Below are 15,787 nucleotides of genomic sequence, written 5' to 3' on the forward strand. Positions count from 1 at the left end.
GCGGTATGAAAACGCCTGTCGCAAGCCGTGGTTTTACCCTGATGGAAATGCTGGTCGTGCTGGTGTTGATGAGCATTGCCGTCGGTCTGGTGGGTTTCGGTCTGCAACAGGGGTTGAGTACTGCCAGCGAGCGGCGGGCAGTGGGCGATATGGTCGAGGCGCTGCGGGCGACCCGAGTGCGCGCGATTGTTACCGGCCAGCCGGTCCGCACTGAGTTTGACCTGCGCAAAGCGACTTTCAAGGCTCCGGGCAAGCGCGAGAAGCGCTGGCCCGAGAGTCTGCGGGTGACTTTGCAGACAGCGTCGGATCTGGGTTCGTCGGTGGAGTTCTACCCGGACGGTGGTTCCAGTGGTGGCAACGTGCTGGTAGCTGACGGCGAGCGACGCTGGCGCATCGACATTGGCTGGCTGACCGGTAGCGTTCAGGTACGGTCACTTTAATGAAAACATCGCAGTCAGGGTTCACCCTGCTGGAGATGCTCGCTGCATTGACCGTCATGGCGGTGTGCAGCGGGGTTCTGCTGGTGGCGTTCGGGCAAAGTGCGCGCTCCTTGCAACAGGTATCGCGCAGCGACCGTCTCAGTCATGCCGCGCGCACGATCCTGGATCAGGAAGGTGCCGGGCCGCTGGAAAACGGCACGCGCCAGGGCAAGCTGGCAGGCATCGACTGGACGCTGGATATCCGTGAGATGGCCGGCGCTGATGGGCAGCCACGATTGTTTCGTCTGGACCTGAGGGTCGGTGAGCACCGGCGCCACGCACAATTCAGTACCCTGAAGCTGCGCGGCGCGGTCACCGGGGCGGGCTCATGAAGCGTGTGCAGCGTGGCTTTACGCTGCTCGAAGTGCTGCTGGTGATCAGCCTGCTGGGCGTGTTGCTGGTTCTGGTCGCCGGGGCGTTGCTGGGGGCCAATCGCGCGGTGCTCAAGGCGGAGCGTTACACTGTCAACCTGGATGAGGTGCGGGCTGCGCAGGCCTTTTTGCGCAGTTCGATCAGCCAGGCGCTGCCGCTGGATACGTCCGCCGAAGACGACGCCAATAGCGGCTTTTTTGAGGGCTCGGCACAGCAATTGCAGTTTGTCGCCACGTTGCCCGGCGAGTTGGGCGGCGGTATTCAGGTTCATACCATCGCGCTGAAGGGGCCGGAGGGACATCGCAGTCTGCAGGTGTCGTTTGCACAGGTTCAGTCTGCGGCGAACGGCATTTCGCTCAAGCCCTGGGGTGAGCCGCAGGTGCTGCTGCAGAACGTCGAATCGTTGACCTTCAGCTACCGGGGGTTGAACCCGAAGGGTAAGCCGACTGGCTGGATCGCCGAGTGGCCCTGGCCAAATCGCTTGCCTCGTGCCGTGCAGATCGACATGCAGGTCAAAGGCACCGTGAAGTGGGTGCCGGAAGTGGTGGCGTTGCGTCTGGACTTGTCCGGCGGGGCGGGCGGCGAATGAGTCATTCAGCCGGCCAGCAGCGTGGCGTAGCGCTGCTGGTGGTGCTCTGGGTGCTGGCGCTGTTGAGTCTGTTGCTCGGCGGACTGGCGGGCTGGGTGCAACTGGAAAGCCGGCAGGCGCTCTGGTTGCGCCAGAACACCCAAGCGCTGCTGGCCGCCGAAGGTGGCATGAACATGGCGGTGCAGGGGTTGCTGGATACTGGGCAGCGCAAGCGTTGGGTGGCGGATGGACGCCTGGTGGCGTTACGCCTGGATGACACGCAACTGGTTGTCAGCGTGAGAAGCGAACGCGGCAAGCTGGATTTGAACAGCGCGCCGGTGGCAGATATTTCGCGTGTGTTGCAGGCCTGCGGTGCAGCCAGAAACCAGGCCAGCAGTATCGCGCAGGTGCTGGAAGCGCAGCGCAATGGCGGCCAGTCGCCGCTGCGAGTGGTCGAGGAAGTGCGCCAGTTACCGGGCATGACCCAAACGCTGTACACCCGGCTGTTGCCGGAAATTACATTATGGAGCGGGCTGGATCGACCTGATTCGGCATTTGCTTCGGGCTTGTTGCGTCGGGCGTTGAACCTGCCGAACCAGAGTGCGGTCGGGGCTGATCCAGGTGAGGTATTGACCATCGACAGCCGTGCAGAACGACCGGGCGGTGTCACTGCCTTTTTACAGACCACAGTTTTATTGAGCCCATCGGAGGGAAGCGCACAACCCTATCGGGTGTTGCGTTGGCAAGAATGAATTCATCAGTTTCTTCACGTCTGGCGCCTGTGTACGCGTTACGCGAGCAGGTTGCCCGGCAGTGGCGCGGCAGCCCGGCGCAACACGCCTGGCAATGGTGGGTCGCGGAATTGCGCGCCTGCCTGCCGCTACGTTTGCGTCGATGGCTGGGTGGCGAAACCGTCGAGCAGGTGCATGCGTGGCCATTGAGCGAGCCGCTTTCCGTTGCACCGGGTCAGGTACGTCGCGTGTTGCTGCTGCCGGTTTCGGCGGTGTTGGTGCAAACGCTGCAACTGCCTGCCGCCGCTGCGCGCAACCTGTCGACCGTCGTTGGCTACGAACTGGATCGCTTCACGCCGTTTGACGCCGGCCAACTGTACTTCGTTGCCCGTCAGGACAGCCGCAGCGCCAGCTTCGTGCAGGTGACGCTGGTGGCGACACTGCGCGAGCGGCTGGACGCGATTCTGGGTGAGTGTGCCGAGCGCGGTCTGCGTCCGGACGTCGTGGATGTCGGCAGTGAAGGGCAGCGCATGGGCGTCGACCTGCTGCCCATGCCGGCACGCCCGCAACAATCGCGTTCCGGCCATCGTCTGCAACGCGGGCTGATCTGGCTGTGCGCCGGTCTGCTGTTGAGCGCCATGCTGTTGTGGCTGAACGATCGTCAGCGCCTGCTTGAAGATATGCAGGCCAGCGTTCAGGCGCAGAAGGCGCAGGTCGGCGAGATCCAGCAACTGCGTCAGCAGTTGACCAACACCCGTGGCGCGGCCAACTACCTGCTGCGGCGCAAGGCCGAACAGCCGCCGCTGTCGGCGCTGCTCAGCGAATTGACGGCCTGCCTGCCTTCGGACACCTGGATCGAGCATCTGGAAATCAGCGACAGCGCCGACGTGGCGTTTTCCGGGCAAAGTGGCAAGGCGAGCGCGCTGATCGGCCGCATGAAAGAATGCCGCAGTCTGGATAACGCGCAGTTTCAGGGCGTGATCCAGCCTGACACCAAAACTGGCAAGGATCAGTATTCCCTGCGCGCGCACTTGCACCAGAACCTGCACCAGGAGAACGCCGATGCGTCGTCCACTGACAAGCCGTGAGCGGCGGGGCGCGGCCCTGATCATTCTGGCGCTGGTGCTATGCCTGGCGTACTGGCTGTTGATCGATAGCTGGTTTGCCGGGCCCTTGCGCGACATCAACGAGCAGACCGAGCAGTTGCGCGAACAGCAGCAACGCTACGCCGGGCTGTTGCAGCAGGGCGATTCGTTGCGCGAGCAACTGGAACAGGCGCGCCGCGATCCGGCCAGCAGCACCAGCCTGTTGCCGGGCGAAGACCCCAGCGCAGTGGCGGCGGACCTGATGCAAAGCATCGCTGATTTGATCAGCGGTCAGGCCAACACCGGCGGAGGTTGCGAGCTGACCCAGCGCATGCCGATCACGCCTGAGCAAGACAGCGCCGAGCCGTATCGTCAGGTCAAAGTCAGCCTGACCCTGAACTGCGCCATCGAACCACTGACTGCCATTCTGCACGCGCTGGAATACCAGCGTCCGTTTCTGTTCATTGACGAGATGAGTATGCGTCGCGATGCCAATGCGCCGGCCAATGGTGCTGCGGGCAAACTGGTGGTGCATCTGCTGGTGCGCGGCTACCTGCAACCGGCGAGTGCCGGGGAGGGCGAGCAATGATCGGTTCATTACGCCCGCTGGAGTGGTCGCTGCTGGCGGTGGCCGCAGTGCTGGCCACGCTGATCGCACTGATCTTCAGTGGCGCTGCGCACTCACCCGACTGGTTGCCGGAACAGGCACCGCGTAACCCCGTGGACCAGAAAGCCCAGGCCCACAGTGCGCCATCGGCCACTCTGGACAGCCTGGCCAATACCTGGAAAACCCCGCTTTTCAGCCCGGACCGCAGCCCCGATGTGGCCGTCCGCAACGCCGATGTGCAAGCGTCCAGCCTGGTCGGCCTGACCCTGACCGGGGTGATCATGGACGGCTCGTTGCGTGTCGCACTGCTCAAACAGGCCAGCGGCCCGGCGCTGAAAGTTCGCCAGGGCGAGCGTCTGCCCAATGGCTGGACGCTCGACCGGCTGGAGCCTACCCAGGCCACGTTCAAGCTGGATGACCGCACGCAAGTCCTGCGCCTGCCCGCGCTGCGTCTGCCACCGCCGTCGAATACACCCCCGCTTACCTTAACCAACGATTCCACCCTGTGATGGGTACCTTTTCTGGAGTTCCTGCCATCGCTACCTTGCGCACACCCGTGCTTTGCCTGGCCACCGCCGTCGCCCTTGGCGGCTGCGCGTCTCAGTCAGACACACTCGATCCCGACAATGGCATGCTGCAGGAAGCGCTCCAGGGAACCGGGTCACAACGCCCCCCAGTAGACCCGCGCAGCGAGCGTCCGCCGGTCGAGCCACCTTCCCGGCAGACGCCGGCCTCGCCGCAGCGCCAGATCATCAAGGGCAACCAGCGTTTCATCCGCCAGCCCGCAGCCGCCCCGGCAGCGCGTCCGGGCGAGACCGGTGACATTGTCTTCAATTTCACCAACCAGCCGATTCAGGCGGTGATCAACAGCATCATGGGCGATTTGCTGCACGAGAATTACAGCATTGCCCAAGGCGTGAAGGGCGATGTCAGTTTCTCGACCTCCAAACCGGTCAACAAGCAGCAGGCGCTGTCGATTCTCGAAACGCTGCTGTCCTGGACTGACAACGCCATGATCAAGCAGGGCAACCGCTACGTTATCCTGCCTTCCAGTCAGGCGGTGGCCGGCAAGCTGGTTCCGGAAATGCGCGTGGCGCAACCTTCGGCGGGCATGTCGGCGCGGCTGTTTCCGTTGCGTTACATTTCAGCCACCGAAATGCAGAAACTGCTCAAGCCGTTCGCCCGGGAAAACGCGTTCCTGCTGGTCGACCCGGCGCGCAACGTGCTCAGCCTGGCGGGCACCCCCGAAGAGCTGGCCAACTATCAGGACACTATCGACACCTTTGATGTGGACTGGCTGAAAGGCATGTCGGTTGGCGTATTCGGTCTGCAACGCGCCTCGGTTGGCGAGCTTATGCCTGAACTGCAGAAGATGTTCGGCCCGGAAAGCGGCATGCCGCTCGCGGGCATGGTGCGCTTTCTGCCCATCGAGCGGACCAATTCGGTGGTGGCAATCTCTTCGCAGCCCGAGTACCTGCACGAAGTCGGCGAGTGGATTCACACCATCGATGAGGGCGGCGGCAACGAGCCACAGATGTACGTGTATGACGTGCGCAACATGAAAGCCACCGATCTGGCCAAGTACCTGAGGCAGATCTACGGCACGGGCGCGATCAAGGATGACTCGCCTGCCAAGGTGGCGCCGGGGCTGCGCACCACCACGCTGTCGTCGCTCAATTCCAGCGGCGGTGGCGCGGGCGGCATGAGCAGCTCCAGCGGCCTGGGCGGTAACGGCAGCGGCATGAGCAGTGGTGGCGCTTTTGGCAGCAGCCAAGGGCTGAACAACAGCCAGAACAGTGCCAACAGCGAATCGGAGGGCGACGACCAGAGCGGCGGCGATTCGGATTCCGCCAGTCAGGATGACAGCGGCTCGGCGGGCAACGGCAAGTCGCTCGATGCCAGCACGCGCATCACTGCACAGAAGAGCAGCAACCAGTTGTTGGTGCGCACGCGTCCTGCACAATGGAAGGAAATCGAGTCGGCCATCAAACGTCTCGACAACCCGCCGCTGCAAGTGCAGATCGAGACGCGCATTCTGGAAGTCAAGCTGACCGGCGAACTGGACATGGGGGTGCAGTGGTACCTGGGGCGTCTGGCAGGTAATTCGGGTACGACTGGAAACGTCACCAACACTCCGGGCAGCCAGGGATCGATCGGTACCGGCGGCGCTGCATTGGCTGCAACTGACTCGTTCTTCTACTCCTTCGTCAGTAATAACCTGCAAGTGGCACTGCGTGCGCTGGAAACCAACGGCCGCACCCAAGTGCTGTCGGCACCCTCGCTGGTGGTCATGAACAACCAGCAGGCACAGATTCAGGTTGGCGACAATATCCCGATCAGCCAGACCACGGTCAACACCAACGCCTCGGCCACCACGCTGAGCAGCGTCGAATACGTGCAGACCGGTGTCATTCTCGACGTTGTGCCGCGCATCAATCCGGGCGGCCTGGTGTACATGGATATTCAGCAGCAAGTGAGTGACGCCGACAACAGCGCCAACTCCACTGACCTGAATGGAAATCCGCGTATTTCGACCCGCTCGGTGTCGACCCAAGTGGCCGCGCAGAGTGGTCAGACGGTGCTGTTGGGCGGCCTGATCAAGCAGGACAACGCCGAGTCGGTCAGTGCTGTGCCTTATCTCGGGCGCATCCCCGGCCTGAAATGGTTGTTCGGCAATACCAGCAAATCCAAGGACCGCACCGAGCTGATCGTGCTGATCACGCCTCGGGTCATCACCAGCAGCAGCCAGGCGCGTCAGGTGACGGATGACTACCGTCAGCAGATGCAATTGCTCAAACCCGAGGTTTCGCGGACCAGCATTCAGAATTGAGGCGTGCCGGTTTCCGCTTACGGCGCTGCCTATCGGGCAGCGTCAAAAAGAGGTCATGAACAGATGCTGAAATTTATCGCTGCCTTGTTGTTTGCCGTCGCCGGACTGGCGCAGGCGCAGGACACCCTGCACACGGACCTGCCGCTGGACTACCTGGCGCAGGTTAATGCCGAAAAGCCTGACCAGCCGCTGGTGATTTTCATCCACGGCTACGGCAGCAATGCCGCTGACCTGTTCGGGCTCAAGGATCAGCTGCCGGCCGTTTACAACTATCTGTCGGTGCAGGCCCCCGTCGAACTGCAGCCTGACAGCTACAAATGGTTCACCCAGAAGCCAGGCGTGCCGGACTACGACGGCGTGACTGAAGACCTGAAAAGCAGCGGCAAGCAGCTGACAGCATTCATCACGCAGGCCACTGAAAAATTTCATACGCAGCCTAGCAAGGTATTTCTGGTCGGCTTCAGCCAAGGCGCGATGATGAGTTATGAAGTTGCGTTGCGTCAGCCGACACTGGTCGGCGGCTTTGCGGCATTGAGCGGGCGCCTGCTGCCGGTGGTCAAGTCTGAAGTCAGACCGGCCAACGAATTGAAGGTCTTGAAAGTCTTCATCGGCCATGGCATGCAGGATCGTCAGGTGGTCTACGCCAGCGGCCCGCAAGCCGAGGCAACCCTGAAGTCGCTCGGCCTGATGCCGCAGTTTCACGGCTATGAAGGCCTTGGGCACAACATCAGCGAGGCTGAAGTGCTGGACCTGGCGAACTGGCTGCAACAGTCAACCCGCTAGCGGCTACTACGCAAGACTGCAGACCGGGCGACGCTTCGCTTGTGTGGGAGCGGACCGGGCGACTGAGCGAGTGTGGGAGCGGACTTGTCCGCGAACTGCCGGGAACCGGCAGCAGAACCAGCCGCCTCGGTGTACCAGACACAGCCAAGGTGACCGGTTTCAGCGCCGCTTCGCAGCCCATCGCGGACAAGTCCGCTCCTACGCCCTCCGGGCAGAAACGCGTGGTGTGACTGCAGACCGGGCGACGCTTCGCTTGTCCGCGAACTGCCGGGAACCGGCAGCAGAACCAGCCGCCTCGGTGTACCAGACACAGCCAAGGTGACCGGTTTCAGGGCCGCTTCGCAGCCATCGCGGACAAGTCCGCTCCTACGCCCTCAGGGCAGAAACGCGTGGTGTGACAGCGGACCGGGCGACGCTTCGTTTGTCCGCGAACTGTCGGGAACCGACAGTAAACCCGGTGCATGCGGTATATCAGGCACAACCGGGTTCACCTGGTTCAGGGCCGCTTCGCAGCCCCACGCCCACCTGGCAGAAGCCCGCCCTGAGGGCAGCCTGAGACGTTTGTATCAGTTGACTTTGACCTCATTGAACTTGAGCACGTTTTCCTTTCCCTCGCGGTCGCGGAAGGTCAGCTTCAAGGCAGGTGATTGCTTGACCCGGCCCTTGGCCGCTTCAAAGATCAGCGTCACGCGGGTAGGGACGTTGCGGATCAGTTGGAAGCTGTCCCAGCGGTCGTACTTCGCATCGCCGACACGCAGTTGCGACAGGCCCAGCGCGCCGCCGGTTTCCTCGAACAGGCTGATCGGGTTCAGAAAGCGGAAGTCACGGTCTGCGCTCTTGTTGGTCAGCTCCAGCGTACAGGTAGGCGATTGGCCGTTCTGATCACCACCCAGCAACTCCATACTCACGTTGTCGACAGTCTCGGAGCTTTTGCCGAACAGGTTGGCGCTTTCGTTCTCGGTGAACAGTGTCTGGCTACGGGCAAACTCGACCGAAGGCTTGGCGTATTCGCCGCCCAGCCTGAAGAACACCGCGCAGAGGAACAGTGCCAAGCCGAGCCAGACGCCGAGTATGAGTACCGACGGGAGCTTTCTGGCGAGGATGGCGATCCCCAGCCCGCTGAACACCATGACCGTGCCGACGATGATGATCAGGGTTTTCCAGTTGATGAAGTCGACACTGAGACCCAGTACGGCCGGGTCCGGGAACAGGTAGGTGAAGATGCTCCAGATAACGCCGATCATGCCGCTGATACCAAGCGATATCTTGGCGAAAATCGCGGAAATCTTGCTTGTTCGTGGTGCTGCATCCATTGCTGTTTTTGCCTTGTTCGGGTTTTGCGGAAATGCGCACCGACGCGTCTGAATGACGGCATCGGCAGGGTGAGGGCCTTGGAAAAAGGCGTCTGTACAATCCGTGTTCAATCGCGCAGAACCAGAGGTGCCGGATACGCGAGCCTTGAGGGGCGAGAGAGAGCCAGAAGGGCGATGGACGATGCCAGCGCCGCAGCATTATCCTGCAATTCGGTCACAAAGTGCAGCGTTTACGCATTCTGCCTGGCGCGATCCCTGAGCAACGCCAGCAGTGCAGTCAACGGCAGCAGCGTGCCTGCGATCATGACCCAGGTCCAACCGCCGTGGTCGAACAACGGGCTGGCCACCGCCGAGCCAATCGAACCGCCGATGAAAATGCTGGTCGTGTACAGCGCGTTGAGTCGGCTGCGGCTCGCGGCATCCAGTGCGTAGACGGTGCGCTGGCCCAGCACCATGCTGGTTTGCACGCAGAAATCCAGCACCACGCCGGTCACTGCCAGGCCGATCACGCTGTAGACAGGGTGAATCAGGCCCGGCAGGAAACTCAGTGCGCCGAGCAGCAATGCGCCCAGTGACGCTATCCGGGTGTAGCCGGCGTCCGCCAGCCGACCGCTGATGGGCGCGGCGATGGCGCCAATGGCACCGATCAGGGCAAAGATTGCGATCTGGGTTTGCGACAGGCCGTGATTGCGCGACAGCTCCAGCGGTGCGGCGGTCCAGAACAGACTGAATGTTGCGAACATGCAGGCCTGGTAAAACGCACGCTGGCGCAACACCGGCTGAGTACGCAAAAGAGTCCACAGCGAGAACAGCAACTGGCCGTAGGACGCACGATGGTCCGGAAAGCGTTTCGGCATGGTCGTCGCCAGCACCACACTGATACCGATCATCACCACGGCCGCCGAACCGAACACCGCACGCCAGCCGAAATGGTCAGCCACCAGACTGGCGATGGGCCGCGCCAGCAAAATCCCCAGCAGCAACCCGCCCATGATGCTGCCGACCACCCGGCCGCGCGATTCTTCCGGTGCCAGATGCGCCGCCAGCGGAATCAGCATCTGCACCGACACCGAACTGAAACCCACCAGCAACGACACCAGCAGAAACAGATTCGGCTGTTCGGCAAAAGCAGCGCCCAGCAAGCTGAGCACCGCAACCACCGTGGTGACCAGCATCAGCCTGCGGTTTTCCAGCAAATCACCCAGCGGCACCAGAAAGAACAGACCCAGCGCATAACCGATCTGCGTCAGTGACACGATCAGACTGGCCGCAGTGCTCGACAGTCCGATATCAGGCGCAATCAGCTCGATGATCGGTTGTGCGTAGTAAATGTTGGCGACAATCGCGCCGCAGCAGAACGCGAACAGCATCACCAGACCGGGCGTCATGGTCACGGCATTATTCGGGGATTGGGACGAGTGGGGCATGAAAAGGTCTCGCTGAGCATAAGCCTGTCAAGCGCGCAGTGCGCGTGGCAGGTGGGTTTTTGACTGATGGTGAGCAGGCTAACGGTTTTATCGGGGATTAAGTAGGCACGGCGAGTTGATACAGGATATTTCCGGGAATGATGGATGGAAATGAGTCGAGGCAGGGCGAGCTCGTTACGAGGGGCGGTGGAAATCCAGCGCCATCCCCCCGCCGAGCGTCAGTCCGCCCGCTTGATCCCATAACTCACCACATACAGCGCCGGCAGAAAAAACAACGTCAGCAAGGTGGCCATGGCGATGCCGCCGATCATGGCGATGGCCATCGGCCCCCAGAACACTTCGCGGGCGATCGGGATCATGCCGAGACTTGCGGCCGCTGCGGTCAGCAGAATCGGGCGGCAGCGGTGTTCGGTGGCTTTGACCACCGACGACCAGGCACTTTCACCAGCGGCGATGAATTCGTCGATCTGGGTCACCAGGATTACCGAGTTGCGGATGATGATGCCGATCAGCGCCAGCACGCCGAGGATCGCCACGAAGCCCAGCGGGTAGCCGGAAATCAACAACGCAGCGACCACCCCGATCAGCCCGAGTGGCACCACGCTGACCACCAGCAGGATCTTTTTCACGCTGTGCAGCTGGATCATCAGAAAACTCACCACCAATAGCAGCATCAGCGGCACGACTTTCAGGATCGGCCCTTGTGAGCGTGCGCTGGCCTCGACTGCTCCTCCGGTGGCGACCGAGTAGCGCAGTGGCAGGTTGGCGCTGAAGGCGTCGACCTCCGGTTTCAATTGCTTGACCAGTGCGGCCGGTTGCAGCTTGCCCAGCACGTTGGCCTTGAGGGTGATGGTCGGCAACCGGTCACGACGCCAGACCAGTGGTTGCTCCTGCTCGTAACCGAGTGTGGCGAATGCCAGCAGTGGCACGGTCGAACCATCCGGTGTCGGGATTTGCAGGTTGCTGAGGGTCTGCACCGAGCTGCGTTCGTCGCTTTCGGCGCGGCCCACCAGGTCGATCAGGTAAGTGCTGTCACGCACTTGGGTGATGGTGGTGCCGGTGACCAGGCTGTTGAGGATCTGCGCCACGTCTTCGGACGACAGGCCAAACTGACGCACTTTGTCCTGGGCGATGTCGATCTTCAGCACCTTGCCCGGTTCGTTCCAGTCATAGATCACCTGGCCTATATTGGGGTTGGCGTCGAGAATGGCGGCCAGCGCCATGGCCTGGCTGCGGACCTGTTCGATGTCCGGGCCACTGACCCGATACTGCACCGGCCAGCCGACGGGCGGGCCCATGTTCAGCGGCTGCACGTAGCCACCCACGCCGACGTAGTCGTCCCGAAAGCGCTGTCGCAGGCGTTCGATCAGGCGATCGCGCGCTACGCCACCCTGACTGACGATCACCAGTTGCCCATAGAACGGGTTGCTCAATTGTTGATCCAGCGGCAGGTAGAAACGCACCGCGCCCTTGCCGACATATGAGCTCCAGCGCAGCACATCGGGATCGTCCTTGAGCGTGGCTTCAAAGCGATCCATGGTCTGGCGTGTGCCGTCGATGGAACTGTTTTGCGGCATGTAGATATCGACCAGAATTTCCGGGCGGTCGGAATCCGGAAAGAACTGGTTTTGCAGCAGTTTGCCGGCGAACAGAGAGCCGATGAACAGCAGCACGGTGAGGCCGATTACCCACCCGCGATAGTCGAGCGCCTTGTTCAGCAGGTGACTGAAACCCCGCGCCCAGCGGCCTGGCGCGGCGTGTTGCGCCGAGGCCTTGAGGATGTGCACGCCGATCAGCGGCGCAAACAGCACCGCCACCAGCCAGGACAGCAATAGCGCCACGGCGATGACGGCGAACATGGTGAACACGTATTCGCCCGCTGAACTGGAATTCAGGCCGATGGGCACGAAACCGGCCACCGTCACCAATGTGCCAGTCAGCATCGGGAATGCGGTCGAGGTGTAAGCGTAGGTGGCGGCCTGCGGTAGCGAGTCGCCGCTTTCCAGGCGGGTGACCATCATTTCCACGGTGATCATCGCATCGTCGACCAGCAGCCCGAGGGCGATGATCAGCGCGCCGAGCGAGATGCGCTGCATGGTGATGCCGCTGTACTCCATGAAGACGAAGACCAGCGCCAATACCAGCGGGATCGAACAGGCCACTACCAGACCGGCACGAATGCCGAGGCTGATGAAGCTGACCACCAGCACAATCAGGATCGCTTCGAACAGCGCGTGGGTGAAGCCGCCGATGGCGTTTTCGACTACTTCCGCCTGGCTGGACACCAGATGCACGTCGATGCCCAGCGGCAGTTCGGTGGTCAGATCCTCGATGCGCTGCTGCAATTGCGTGCCGAACGCCTGAATGTTGCCGCCTTGCTTCATGGCCACCGCCAGGCCGATCGCCGGTTGGCCGTTGAAACGGAACAGCGAGGAGGGCGGGTCGGCATAACGGCGTTCAATGGTCGCCAGATCGCTGAGGCGGAAGAACCGGTCGCCGAAACGCAGGTTGACCGCCTCAAGGTCTTCTTCACTGCTGAACTGACCGCTGGCACGCACCGCAATGCGCTCGGGCCCGGCTTCCATGACGCCTGCCGGAGTGACCGAGTTCTGCGCTTGCAGGCTTTGCAGCACCTGACGTTGATCGATGCCGAGCGCCGCCAGTTTGCGGATGGAAAAATTCAGGTAGATGACTTCGCGCTGCGCGCCGAGCAGTTCGATCTTGCCCAGGTTGGGTACGCTGCGGATATCGGCGCGTACCTGTTCGACGTAATCACGCAGTTGGCGAAACGAAAGACCATCGGCGGTGAAGGCGTAGATGCTACCGAATACGTCACCGAATTCGTCGTTGAACGCCGGGCCCTGAATGCCGCTCGGCAGCTCGGCGCGCACGTCGTTGATCTTTTTGCGCACCTGATACCACGCGGCCGGGATGTCGGCGCTGCGGGTTTCACTCTTGAGGAACACGAAAATCGTTGATTCACCGGCCAGCGTGTAACTTTTTACATAATCCAGCGCATCGATTTCTTCGAGCTTCTTTTCCAGCCGGTCGGTGACCTGTTGCAGGGTGTCGGGCAAGGTCGCACCCGGCCAGCGGGCCTGAATGACCATGGTCTTGATGGCGAACGACGGATCTTCCTCGCGGCCCAGATTCAGGAATGACCAACTGCCCATCAGCAGTGAAACGAACATCATGTACCAGACCAGTGTGCGATGCCTGAGCCCCCAGGCCGACAGATTGAAACGCTCCTTCACAAACTGACCTCTCGTTGCATACGCACCTTTTGTCCGGCCTGCATGCCGTTGACCCCGGCAATCACCACTTTTTCGCCCGCATGCAGCTCGCCACCGAGCTGTACATTCGAGCCGTTGCGCGCTAACACCTGCACCGAACGCGGGCTAAGCGTCGATGTCGACGGATCGATCACCCACACCTGGGTCTTGCCGTCACGCTCCAGCACGGCGCTGCCGGGCAGCTCGTGAAGGTTCGGTGCGGCGCCACTGATTTCCACGGTAACGGTCGAGCCCAGCCGGAAGCTGTCCGGTGTGTGCTGCAAGGCCAGACGCACGCGTTGGGTGCGCGTCCCCGCATCGATCTGCGGCGCCAGTTGGCGAACCTTCGCCAGAGCCGATACGTGTTCATCCAACTGGGAGATGACGTTGATCTGCCGGTTATCAGCCTGCGCGCCAAGCAACCCCAAGGGCAGATCGACAACCGCTTCGCGGCTTTCCGGGCGCGCCAGGCTGACCACCGGTTGGCCGGTTGCAATCACCTGACCGACCTCGGCGTGCCAGCCAGTCACCAGACCGTCGAACTCGGCGGTCAATCGGGTGTAGGACACATGATCATTGGCTTGTTGCAGAGCGACATCGGTCTGTTGGCGGATCGCGTCTTGCGTACGCAGGTCGCTGTTCAATTGATCCAGATGCGCCCGCGAACCGATGCCGCGTTCGTACAACTGGTCATAACGGACGTGCTCGTCTCGCGCCTGTTGCCAGGCTGCCCGGGCCTTGCCGACTTCTGCCTGCCGTGCGCGCAGTTGATGCTGCTGATCACCGGGGTCAAGGGTCGCGAGCAGGTCGCCTTTGCGCACCTGTTGCCCGATTTGCGCATGACGCATCGCCATGCGTCCGGCGACGCGAAAACCGAGTGCCACTTCATATTGCGGCTGAATAGTGCCGGCGAAGCGGCCGGATGCGGCGTTACGCGGGTCGACGATCTCGGTAAACAGCACGGGGCGTTCGGCGACCGGACGTAGCGGCTTGTCGCGGCAGCCCGGCAGCACGATGATCAGGGCGCAAAACAACCAGAAGGCGCATCTCGGTCGGGGTTTGTCTGACGCCGGGCTCATCGGACCACCTCCGGGCCACGCAGCGAGAGCGCCGCTGACGCCGCTGTTGCGGCCGAGGCGCGTCCGGCCACCTCGACCTTTTGCCCGGCGTAGAGAAATTGCAGCCCTCGGGAAACCACTTGATCGCCCTCGGACAACCCTTCGGAAACCAGCACCTGGCCCTGTTCGTAACGGAGCACTTTCACAGGCGCCAGCCGGACTGTCGCCTGCTCATCAACCAGCCATACCGCAGGCTTGCCCTGTGTGCGGCTCAACGCCGACCAGGGCAGGGCAAACGCTGACTGCGAGCGGGTTTCAAGGCGTGCGCTGACCACGCTGCCCAGCGCAGGGACGGTGGCGTCGTCCGGCAATGCCACCCGCACCCGCAACGTTCCGTTGGCGGCAGACACGATAGGGGTGATTTCGCGGATGACACCGCTCAGCCGGATATTCGGCTGACCCAGCGGGCTCACCGTGATTGACACGCCGGTCTGATCGCTGCGCAACAGCGACTCGTAGGCAAAGAACACGGCTTCGCGCTCGCCGTCGTGGGCGAGGCTGAACACCGGTGTGGCGGCTTGTACCACTTGGCCTTCTTCGGCGTGCCGGGCGGTGATGACGCCATTGGCCACTGCGACCAGTTCGGTGTAACCCACCTGATCACGCGCAGTGGCCCGTTGCGCTTGCAAAGCGGCCAGATCCCCGCGAGCGCTGTCCAGGCCCGAGCGGGCTTTCTGGTACTCGCTGAGGTTGGTATAGCCTTTGGGAAGCAGTATTTGCTGACGCTGATAATTCTGCTCTGCCAGGTGCAGGCGTGATTCCCGAACCGCGACCTCAGCGTTGACAGAGGCCAGATCGTTCTTCTGTTCGCGTGGGTCCAGCCTGGCCAGCACTTGATTGGCGCGCACCCGGTCCCCGACATCCACGTAGCGTTTGACCAGCTTGCCGGACACCCGAAAAGCTTGCTCGGTCACCTTGCGCGCCTGAATATCGCCGGTCAGGACCACGCTGTTGGTGATATTCATGGCCGTCACAGGCTGCACCGCGACCCGCACCAGCGCTTTGTCTGCGGACTTTCCGGCAGAGCAGGCGCTGAGTGAGAGCAGCGAAACAAGGCCCAGCGCCAGGGCGGGGTGGAAGGTGTTGAAATTCAGCGGTCGGAATATTCCGCAGGCACGGCAAAGCGCACGCAACTGCGTTGCAAGAGAAAAAGTCGTCAACGGATGGCACTGCCCGATCAAGTAAGCCGCTATTCATGAATG

At 62.1% G+C, this 15,787-nt stretch carries 14 protein-coding genes; 9 read left to right on the forward strand and 5 right to left on the reverse strand.

The features are described 5' to 3' along the window. The first annotated feature begins 5 nt into the window (after positions 1-5). From BLT55_RS06340 to BLT55_RS06380, 9 genes are all read left to right on the forward strand, one after another. Positions 6-440: a GspH/FimT family pseudopilin gene (locus tag BLT55_RS06340; RefSeq protein ID WP_074800168.1), complete on the forward strand. Its 435-nt coding sequence runs from the start codon at positions 6-8 to the stop codon at positions 438-440. Next, positions 440-811, forward strand: a complete 372-nt coding sequence (locus tag BLT55_RS06345) for a type II secretion system protein (RefSeq protein WP_055001870.1) — start codon at positions 440-442, stop codon at positions 809-811. The genes BLT55_RS06340 and BLT55_RS06345 overlap by 1 nt, the downstream gene beginning before the upstream one ends. Continuing rightward, complete coding sequence (locus BLT55_RS06350; protein ID WP_007249180.1) at positions 808-1,440, forward strand: prepilin-type N-terminal cleavage/methylation domain-containing protein; 633 nt, start codon at positions 808-810, stop codon at positions 1,438-1,440. Before BLT55_RS06345 ends, BLT55_RS06350 begins: the two co-directional genes overlap by 4 nt. After that, the gene (locus BLT55_RS06355; protein ID WP_055001869.1) at positions 1,437-2,171 is read left to right on the forward strand and encodes a type II secretion system protein GspK; all 735 of its coding nucleotides are present in this window, start codon (positions 1,437-1,439) and stop codon (positions 2,169-2,171) included. The genes BLT55_RS06350 and BLT55_RS06355 overlap by 4 nt, the downstream gene beginning before the upstream one ends. Then, entirely contained in the window at positions 2,168-3,238 is a 1,071-nt protein-coding gene (locus tag BLT55_RS06360; protein WP_055001868.1) for a type II secretion system protein GspL, read from the forward strand. Before BLT55_RS06355 ends, BLT55_RS06360 begins: the two co-directional genes overlap by 4 nt. Further along, the gene (gene gspM, locus BLT55_RS06365; protein WP_055001867.1) at positions 3,213-3,824 is read left to right on the forward strand and encodes a type II secretion system protein GspM; all 612 of its coding nucleotides are present in this window, start codon (positions 3,213-3,215) and stop codon (positions 3,822-3,824) included. The genes BLT55_RS06360 and gspM overlap by 26 nt, the downstream gene beginning before the upstream one ends. After that, the gene (locus BLT55_RS06370; RefSeq protein WP_055001866.1) at positions 3,821-4,351 is read left to right on the forward strand and encodes a hypothetical protein; all 531 of its coding nucleotides are present in this window, start codon (positions 3,821-3,823) and stop codon (positions 4,349-4,351) included. Before gspM ends, BLT55_RS06370 begins: the two co-directional genes overlap by 4 nt. Beyond that, positions 4,351-6,672 carry a type II secretion system secretin GspD gene (gene gspD / locus BLT55_RS06375; RefSeq protein WP_055001865.1) on the forward strand — a complete coding sequence of 774 codons (2,322 nt, stop codon included), beginning with the start codon at positions 4,351-4,353 and terminating at the stop codon, positions 6,670-6,672. The genes BLT55_RS06370 and gspD overlap by 1 nt, the downstream gene beginning before the upstream one ends. Positions 6,673-6,735: 63 nt before the next feature. Then, positions 6,736-7,455, forward strand: a complete 720-nt coding sequence (locus BLT55_RS06380; protein ID WP_055001864.1) for an alpha/beta hydrolase — start codon at positions 6,736-6,738, stop codon at positions 7,453-7,455. A 566-nt stretch (positions 7,456-8,021) separates the two neighbouring features. On the opposite strand, the gene BLT55_RS06390 is transcribed toward BLT55_RS06380, so the two are convergent. From BLT55_RS06390 to BLT55_RS06410, 5 genes are all read right to left on the reverse strand, one after another. Next, on the reverse strand, positions 8,022-8,768 hold the full coding sequence (locus BLT55_RS06390) for a hypothetical protein (RefSeq protein WP_054999682.1): 747 nt from the start codon (positions 8,766-8,768) through the stop codon (positions 8,022-8,024). Between the two features lie 230 nt (positions 8,769-8,998). Next, complete coding sequence (locus BLT55_RS06395) at positions 8,999-10,195, reverse strand: MFS transporter (protein ID WP_054999681.1); 1,197 nt, start codon at positions 10,193-10,195, stop codon at positions 8,999-9,001. 218 nt (positions 10,196-10,413) lie between these two features. Beyond that, on the reverse strand, positions 10,414-13,449 hold the full coding sequence (locus tag BLT55_RS06400; protein ID WP_054999680.1) for an efflux RND transporter permease subunit: 3,036 nt from the start codon (positions 13,447-13,449) through the stop codon (positions 10,414-10,416). Beyond that, on the reverse strand, positions 13,446-14,546 hold the full coding sequence (locus BLT55_RS06405; RefSeq protein WP_054999679.1) for an efflux RND transporter periplasmic adaptor subunit: 1,101 nt from the start codon (positions 14,544-14,546) through the stop codon (positions 13,446-13,448). Before BLT55_RS06405 ends, BLT55_RS06400 begins: the two co-directional genes overlap by 4 nt. Beyond that, positions 14,543-15,778 (reverse strand): efflux RND transporter periplasmic adaptor subunit, encoded by a 1,236-nt coding sequence (locus BLT55_RS06410; RefSeq protein WP_054999678.1) that lies wholly within the window; start codon positions 15,776-15,778, stop codon positions 14,543-14,545. The genes BLT55_RS06405 and BLT55_RS06410 overlap by 4 nt, the downstream gene beginning before the upstream one ends. Positions 15,779-15,787 lie beyond the last annotated feature (9 nt).

The organism is Pseudomonas cannabina, assembly GCF_900100365.1.
In the GTDB taxonomy this organism is placed as follows: domain Bacteria; phylum Pseudomonadota; class Gammaproteobacteria; order Pseudomonadales; family Pseudomonadaceae; genus Aquipseudomonas; species Aquipseudomonas cannabina.

Bases quoted from the DNA above. Each gene is read 5' to 3' on its own strand.
- gspM (WP_055001867.1), top strand. From the start codon at position 3,213: ATGCGTCGTCCACTGACAAGCCGTGAGCGGCGGGGCGCGGCCCTGATC.
- BLT55_RS06405 (WP_054999679.1), bottom strand. From the start codon at position 14,546: ATGAGCCCGGCGTCAGACAAACCCCGACCGAGATGCGCCTTCTGGTTG.
- BLT55_RS06360 (WP_055001868.1), top strand. From the start codon at position 2,168: ATGAATTCATCAGTTTCTTCACGTCTGGCGCCTGTGTACGCGTTACGC.
- BLT55_RS06395 (WP_054999681.1), bottom strand. From the start codon at position 10,195: ATGCCCCACTCGTCCCAATCCCCGAATAATGCCGTGACCATGACGCCC.
- BLT55_RS06390 (WP_054999682.1), bottom strand. From the start codon at position 8,768: ATGGATGCAGCACCACGAACAAGCAAGATTTCCGCGATTTTCGCCAAG.
- BLT55_RS06355 (WP_055001869.1), top strand. From the start codon at position 1,437: ATGAGTCATTCAGCCGGCCAGCAGCGTGGCGTAGCGCTGCTGGTGGTG.
- BLT55_RS06380 (WP_055001864.1), top strand. From the start codon at position 6,736: ATGCTGAAATTTATCGCTGCCTTGTTGTTTGCCGTCGCCGGACTGGCG.
- BLT55_RS06345 (WP_055001870.1), top strand. From the start codon at position 440: ATGAAAACATCGCAGTCAGGGTTCACCCTGCTGGAGATGCTCGCTGCA.
- BLT55_RS06370 (WP_055001866.1), top strand. From the start codon at position 3,821: ATGATCGGTTCATTACGCCCGCTGGAGTGGTCGCTGCTGGCGGTGGCC.
- gspD (WP_055001865.1), top strand. From the start codon at position 4,351: ATGGGTACCTTTTCTGGAGTTCCTGCCATCGCTACCTTGCGCACACCC.
- BLT55_RS06350 (WP_007249180.1), top strand. From the start codon at position 808: ATGAAGCGTGTGCAGCGTGGCTTTACGCTGCTCGAAGTGCTGCTGGTG.
- BLT55_RS06340 (WP_074800168.1), top strand. From the start codon at position 6: ATGAAAACGCCTGTCGCAAGCCGTGGTTTTACCCTGATGGAAATGCTG.